Origin of the sequence: Algibacter sp. Ld11, assembly GCF_045066735.1 — a bacterium.
Lineage (GTDB): Bacteria > Bacteroidota > Bacteroidia > Flavobacteriales > Flavobacteriaceae > Algibacter.
The window spans coordinates 1-7,064 of the sequence record NZ_JBISHH010000016.1 but is presented as its reverse complement, the minus strand read 5'-3'; the positions used below and the strand labels follow the sequence as shown (position 1 = coordinate 7,064).

The 7,064-nt window shown below is 31.7% G+C and carries 8 protein-coding genes; all 8 read right to left on the bottom strand.

The genetic code is table 11. The annotated features are described in order from the left end of the window. Window positions 1–247 precede the first annotated feature (247 nt). The 8 genes from ACJJV4_RS07595 to ACJJV4_RS07560 all read right to left on the bottom strand — a co-directional run bounded on the left by ACJJV4_RS07595 (window position 248) and on the right by ACJJV4_RS07560 (window position 6,905). Window positions 248–799, bottom strand: a complete 552-nt coding sequence (locus ACJJV4_RS07595; RefSeq protein ID WP_405293067.1) for a hypothetical protein — start codon at window positions 797–799, stop codon at window positions 248–250. Window positions 800–1,344: 545 nt separating this feature from the next. Next, window positions 1,345–1,959 (bottom strand): lipocalin family protein, encoded by a 615-nt coding sequence (locus tag ACJJV4_RS07590; protein ID WP_405293065.1) that lies wholly within the window; start codon window positions 1,957–1,959, stop codon window positions 1,345–1,347. A 549-nt stretch (window positions 1,960–2,508) separates the two neighbouring features. Beyond that, window positions 2,509–2,973 (bottom strand): hypothetical protein, encoded by a 465-nt coding sequence (locus ACJJV4_RS07585; RefSeq protein WP_405293063.1) that lies wholly within the window; start codon window positions 2,971–2,973, stop codon window positions 2,509–2,511. A gap of 170 nt (window positions 2,974–3,143) precedes the next feature. Continuing rightward, the gene (locus tag ACJJV4_RS07580; RefSeq protein WP_405293061.1) at window positions 3,144–3,686 is read right to left on the bottom strand and encodes a TPM domain-containing protein; all 543 of its coding nucleotides are present in this window, start codon (window positions 3,684–3,686) and stop codon (window positions 3,144–3,146) included. Further along, window positions 3,683–4,156 (bottom strand): cell division protein, encoded by a 474-nt coding sequence (locus tag ACJJV4_RS07575; RefSeq protein ID WP_405293059.1) that lies wholly within the window; start codon window positions 4,154–4,156, stop codon window positions 3,683–3,685. The genes ACJJV4_RS07580 and ACJJV4_RS07575 overlap by 4 nt, the downstream gene beginning before the upstream one ends. A 162-nt stretch (window positions 4,157–4,318) precedes the next feature. After that, complete coding sequence (locus ACJJV4_RS07570) at window positions 4,319–4,984, bottom strand: hypothetical protein (RefSeq protein ID WP_405293057.1); 666 nt, start codon at window positions 4,982–4,984, stop codon at window positions 4,319–4,321. 241 nt (window positions 4,985–5,225) lie between these two features. After that, on the bottom strand, window positions 5,226–5,933 hold the full coding sequence (locus ACJJV4_RS07565) for a hypothetical protein (protein ID WP_405293055.1): 708 nt from the start codon (window positions 5,931–5,933) through the stop codon (window positions 5,226–5,228). A gap of 540 nt (window positions 5,934–6,473) precedes the next feature. Next, window positions 6,474–6,905 (bottom strand): T6SS immunity protein Tdi1 domain-containing protein, encoded by a 432-nt coding sequence (locus ACJJV4_RS07560; RefSeq protein WP_405293053.1) that lies wholly within the window; start codon window positions 6,903–6,905, stop codon window positions 6,474–6,476. Window positions 6,906–7,064: the final 159 nt, after the last annotated feature.

Sequence of the window (7,064 nt, the reverse complement as noted above, 5' to 3'; positions counted from 1 at the left end):
TTAGTAAGGTAAACCCTAGTTATAAAATTATTTATTTCAATATGTTTTTATTCTAGGATAAAAACGTAATAGAAGAATATTGTTTAAAAATTAACTGCTTTTTTATAGGTTTTTAACACAGTTCTTGAATAGTTGCGGGTTTGTATGCGAGGATTTTCCGAAGGAAAATCAGACGTTACAAACACGCAACGACCCTTGATTAAGCACTAAACCGCAATTATTTTTATACGGTGTTAGGCAACGTTTTTTAATTTTCACAAGGATATTTTTCAATATCAGATTTCGTTAACGATTTGAAAATTGTTTCGCTATCGGAAAGTTCAGTTTCTCGGTTGTCAATTAGTTTGTTTTTCCAATAGTCAGTTAGTTTTTCTAATTCAGGTTTCGAAATACTCTGTCCTTTATTTTCAAACCATTCCCAAATTATTCCATTATAAATATAATGCCAGCCAATTAAATTGTCACAATTTTTATAAATATTCTTTGTTCCAAGTCCGATTACTTTATATTTTTCAAAGTCATTAATTCGCGTGAGAATTATATGAATTCCGATTGATTTTTCAGGATTTGATATTTGTCCTAAAAGTTGTTTGTTGCTTATTTTTCCAATTTCTACAAGTTCGTTTGCAATAGTATCATATTCTTTCAAAACTAGAGCATAGTTACAAGTAATTGGAATTGTTTCCCAATTCAGTTTTTCTATAAGTTCCGTTACTCTCAATTCGGTTTTAGATTGTCCAAATGAGAAACCACAAACTAAAATTATAATCAATAATAATATGTTTTTACGAATGTTCATTCAAATGTTGCCTAACGGTTACGTATAAGAATAGTGCGTTGTTTGTGTGCGAGGATTTTCCGAAGGAAAATCATAAGCAACCAAACGCGCATTAACTCTTGGTTAGGCACTAAACTAAGCATTATTTTTATACAATGTTGCCATGCGTGGTATTTTTTGTCGGGCTTACTTTACAAAATACTTGCGTTTAATTTCTCAAAACCTAGAATTTTAGAACACGAGTAAAGTCAGTCGTGAGTAAACCTTGCGTTACGTTTGGCAAAAGTCAGATATTTTTTCGCAAGAGTAAAGTCAGTCGCACACAACAGTTGCGATTTGAATAGTCAGAAGTCAGTTGAGTGAGATTTTTTTAAACCACTTTTAAGCTCTTTTATATATTTTTTAGAGCTGAGTGAGCCATGAATGGCAACGTGATTGTGTATGGTTAGTTGCGTGATTAAACAACTAAGTTAGTAAATAAATCACAGATAGAATATTCCGCAGGAATGTTCGTAAGTAGGCTTAAAATAAGCAATTAATTATACACGGTGTTACCTGCAGTTTTTTTATTCAGATTTCACATAATTCGACAATACTAATACATAAAACATCTCATCTATATTTTCTATGTTTTCAGGTAAGAAATGCATAAATACAATATTCTTATTATCGACTTTTCTAATGCTTAAAAAGTTCGAACTATATGTTAAAGATTCAATTTGTTCTTTTGGTAGAATTTTCAATAAAGCTTTGTCTTTTATATGGCATTGAGGTTCGTTGTAATGTAAAGTTAATTCTCCTTTGCTTATTTCCCATTTTCCACTTGTAATTTCGTCATTGTCTACAATGTTAAATTTCCCGTCATTTGTTATTTCAATTTTCTCAAATACTTGTAAGTTGTATGGCTTTTCATTCGATGTTTTAACGCTGTTCAAATTCCAACTTCCAATTATTTCTTTACTAAGTAATAAACTGTCCTTTTTAGTTAACAATTTCAATCTTGTATCTTCCAACATATGCATATTGATGGAATCTAAATTTTTAGACATTTCACTTTTTAATAGAACTTTGCCTTTTGGATTTAGAGAATCATAAACCACAATTATGTCTTCTGGACTTACTTGACCAAATCCAAATGTACAAGTTAGAATTATTAATAAAGTGATTAGTTTCTGTTTCATCCGTTGCGTTTTTAATTGCAGGTAACGGTTACGTATAAGAATAGTGCGTTGTTTGTGTGCGTGGATTTTCCGCAGGAAAATCATAAGCAACCAAACACGCATTTACTCTTGATTGAGTACTAAACTAAGCATTATTTTTATACAATGTTGGCATGCGTGTTTTTTTTGTCGGACTTATTTTACGACAGATATGCGTTTGAATTTAGAAAAGTGAGAGTTTTTTTGAGCATGAGTAAAGTCAGTCGCGCGTAATCTTTGCATTTCGTTTGTCAAAAGTCAGATGTTTTGCGCAAGAGTAAAGTCAGTCGTAAGCAACAGTTGCGCTTTAAATGGTCAGAAGTCGGTTGAGTGAGTTTTTTAACCACTTTTAAGTTCGTTTATATATTTTTTTGAGCTGAGTGAGACATGAATGCCAACGGTTTTGTATAAGATTAGTGGCGTGTTAAAGCATCTAATTTAGCAAATAAACACCAGATAGAAAATCCGCAAGGATTTTCGTAAATAGGCGAGAACTAGCCATTAATTTTATACGGTGTTGGCAATAGTTTTTTAGAACATCGCCTGTTTGGTTTTACCAAATTTCAATTCAATTTGCTTTCCATTAAAAATCAAAAACTTTATTTGGGCATTTTTAGGTGCTAAAAACGAAAGCCATAATTTTTTTGTTTCTAGCGCTTCGAATTTCACAGTTGTATTTTCAGTTCCAGCCATTTCGACACCTCTATTTACTTTCCATAGTGGTGATTTCATATCATTTTGATCGTTTGCTATAAAAAAGTCACCAAAATTAACTTCTCTTGGCTTTGAACTTTTATTTGTCATGGTAATTGTCAGGTTAACATATTTTGCATCCTCACTTCTTATAAAACTTGCGTTTGTTGTCGGTTCAGAATATTTAAGTATTTTAAAATTCAATTCATTATCAACTTCATAGTTTTCTGATATAACTTCCTTTATCGGATAACAGGATGTTAAAAATAGAATAGTAAAAATAAATGTAATAGGTTTTTTCATTATAGATTTCAGTTTTGTTTAAATTATTGCCAACGGTTACGTGTAAGAATAGTGCGTAGTTTGATTACGAGGATTTTCCGAAGGAAAATCAGATGCAAGCAAACAAGCACTAACTTTCGATTTAGGAATAAACTTACGCATTATTTTTATACAATGTTGTACACAGTACTTTATTTCCATTTTTCTATTAATTCAGTCACACCATTTTTAATTCCGCTATAAAATTCGCCATTTTTAAATTCAGGTATAATTGTTTTGTCAATCACTTCTTTACAAATTTGGTCAGTCAAAACAAGTTCAGTTCCAAATCCAGTTGCAATTCCAATTTTTTGACAAGGTTTACAGAGAAGAATTATCAGTCCATTGTCTTTTTCCGCTGTTCCAACTCCCCAATATTTCCCCAAATCCGTTGCCATTTTTTGTATGTCAGAATATGGGTTGATACTATCAATTGTTACAACAACTATTTGTCTGGTTGTTTCGATATTATAGTCATAGATTATGTCCGATAGTTCTTTTCTTTGAGAAGGACTGAAAATACTGTCATAATCGTTTATTATCTGACCTTTAAGTTTTGTTTCTCGAAATTTTTCAACTTTTGAGAAATCAAATTTAGTAGTCGGTTTTATAGTGTCCGTTTCTTGAGCAATTCCTTTGCAAGAAAGAAAATTCAAAGTCAGAAATAGGATTAATATTTTAGTGCTGATTTTCATTTTATTACATCTTTCCATTTGTTAGATTCCGCAAACTCTTTTACAATTCGGTTTCTTTCAGTTAGTAATTCAGTCATATATTTTTTTAGAAAGAGCTTGTCCGCTAACTTTCCTAAAATTCCAAAAGGCGATTTATAATCAAAAAAGTCGGTCATCAAAGTTCCGTCATTCGATTCCGCAAAGTGATGTTCGTGTTTAAATTCCGCAAACGTTCCTTTAACCATTTCGTCCGTAAAGTAATTCGGTTTATCAAATTCCGTTATTTTGGAAGTCAGTTTTTGATAGATTCCAAAGTGTTTTGCTCGCCAAGTCACACTTTCATTCATTCCAATTAATCCGCTTGTTTTTCCAGCAATTGCTTCTTCATTAGTTTGTTCGGTCGATATTTTGTGCAAATCGATACTTCGAGATAGGTCAAACACGATATTTCTATCAGCTTTTATTTCGGTTTTAAGTTCTATTCTCGGCATTTTTTGGGTATTGTGTACAACGTTTATGTGTAAGGAACGTTGCGTGTTTGAGTGCGAGGATTTTCCGAAGGAAAATCAGATGCTAGCAAACAAAGCAACGACCAAACGGCTTAACTAAAATAAGCAATGTTTTTTACACGTTGTTGGCAACTGGCTTTTATTTTATTCAACTAATTTCAATTCAGTTCGTTTTGTCTTTTTTAGTTTCTCTATTTCTAAATCAGTTAAATTCCAATTGTAAATCCGATTATTGACTTCACTTAAATTTCCAAATTCCGATATAATTTTCTTTTGTTCTGAATTCGATAAATGTGATTTATTCAAATAGTTTATTGGGTATAAATTCTTTATTGTTCCGTTTAAAATATTGATTTTAGTTGAAGTCCAAATGTGGTCTTTTTCTAAAATATTGACTGAAGTTGAAAATAATCCTTTCTTAATTTTTCTTTCAGTTCCAGAGTCATAATTCGAGTCTAATTTTGTTGTATATCCATAATCAAAATCTAATTCGTTTATTAAAACTCTATTCAATTCTAAAATTGAATCTTTATCGCAATATTTTGTGCTTATTTGAAGACAAAAGTCAATTGTTTCTTTTTCAGGTTTTTCATTTAAATTCAGCATTTGATTGCTGATTGAAAAATATGTTTCTGTATTTTCAGAATCGAAATCGACAAAGCAATAAACCACTTCTTTATTAGATTTTAATACTTTTTCGAATCGGCTTTTGGTTTTATAAAATGATTGATAATTAATGTCAAAAGCTTTTGCTTTAAGTTCAGTTAATTCTTCAATTCGGTCAATACACAAAAGAATATTAGATTCCATTTCAAACGTTTCTGCTGAATTTTGGTCAGTCAGTTTGAATAGCTTAATTATCCAATTTTGTGTTCGATTTTTCTTAAGGAAGTTCATTTTTCAGCTTGTTGCCAACGGATTGGTGTATGGTTAGTTGCGTGATTAAGCCTGAAAGTTAGCAAATAAAAACCGAATAGAATATTCCGCAGGAATGTTCGTAAGTCGGCAGTGACCCAAGCAATTAATTATACACCGTGTTAGGCACAGTATTTTAATATTTTTTCTTTTCCAATATTTTCAAGTTCGTTAAAGAAATTAGATAATCGCAAGCATTAAAGAAATTTCCTTGACTTGGCGAGCAAACAATTACAGCTCTATAATTCGTCTGATTTACACCTTCCATAATCCATTCAGAACCATCTGTTCCAATTGAGCTACGACCTAAATCCATATTCCAAAAATCCGCTTTTCCGATAAGTTGGGTAAATTCAGTCCATTCTTTTTCGGTTAGTATTTTCAGTCGTTCAATTTCTATTTCTCCAGGTTCATATCCACCAGCACCATTTAGCACTTTCCAATAAAGAATATATTTTTCATTTCTTTTTTCAAATCTAAAAGTCATTGGTTTGTCAAAAGTTCTCAACCAAGTAAAGCGATAAATTTCTTTGTCAATTTTCCTATTAAACAACAAAGGTTCTTTCATTGCGTGAAGATGCTCTGAATACCAATTCGCAACAAATTCGTCATAAGTTCCTATTTTAACTTTTGTCTTAATTGAATAAGTGGTATCGTTTTCCATAATCCATTCCGTTGTAACTTCAGGCAGAATTTCTTTCGGAAAGTAAGCTTGTTTTAAATCAGTTGGAACATTTAGACTATCAACTTTGATTGTCGAGTCGACAAAATTTTCAATCGATTGACTAAATCCGATTTGGATCAGAAATAATGTCAAAATTCCAATTGATAATATTTGTCTCAAAGTTTTGTTCATATTGTGCCTAACGGTTACGTATAAGAATAGTGCGGTGTTTGTATGCGAGGATTTTCCGCAGGAAAATCAGATGCATGCAAACACGCATTTACTCTTGATTGAGTACTAAACTAAGCATTATTTTTATACAATGTTGCCATGCGTGGTATTTTTTGTCTGACTTGTTTTACGAAATACTTGCGTTTAATTTCTCAAAACCTAGAATTTTAGAACACGAGTAAAGTCAGTCGTGCGTAAACCTTGCGTTACGTTTGTCAAAAGTCAGATGTTTTGAGCAAGAGTAAAATCAGTCGTTCGCAACAGTTGCGCTTTGAATGGTCAGAAGTCGGTTGAGTGAGTTTTTTTAACCACTTTTAAGCTCGTTTATATATATTTTAGAGTCGAGTGAGCCATGAATGGCAACGGTCTCGTATAAGAATAGTTGCGGGTTTACGTGCGAGGATTTTCCGAAGGAAAATCAGACGTAGTAAACTTGCAACTACCTTTGATTAGGCACATAACCGCAATTATTTTTATACATTGTTGTGCCTAGTTTTTTATATTCAGTTTTATTTTTTGTCCGTCTTTCAAATCTTTTATTTGAAATCCTAAATCTCCACTAAATGCAATTAGTTCCGAAAAACTTATTTTTCCGAGATTCGATTTTTCATATTCTCCGCCAATAACAGCCGACATTTTTAGACAATATTTTTCGTTTTCTTTTAATTCTCCAAGTTCCGATTTTGCAATTTTCACAAGGTTTGTCATTTCCCAGTCTTCTATGAATTCCGAGTCAGATGAGATTTTATTAAATTCAGATTCTGATTCCGCAATTTTTACGCAACTAATTTCTTCGGGACAAATTCTCCAATATTCGTTTTTGTCCGTTTTAAAAATCACGTTGCCAAAGTCATTCGTCCGAACTATTTCGGTTGCGTTAAATCCTTTCCAATTCCAAGCTTTATTTATTTCCGAAATCATTTTCTCAAATTAGGCACAACGTTTATGTATAACTTAAGTTTGATTATTGATTAAAGATATTAAATTTAAGTATATAAACAGAAAGAACAAAAAGAGAGGATTAAGGTTATTTTGTATAGTGAGACAAGATCTCGATTTTCTTGAGAATCCCCTCTCTTT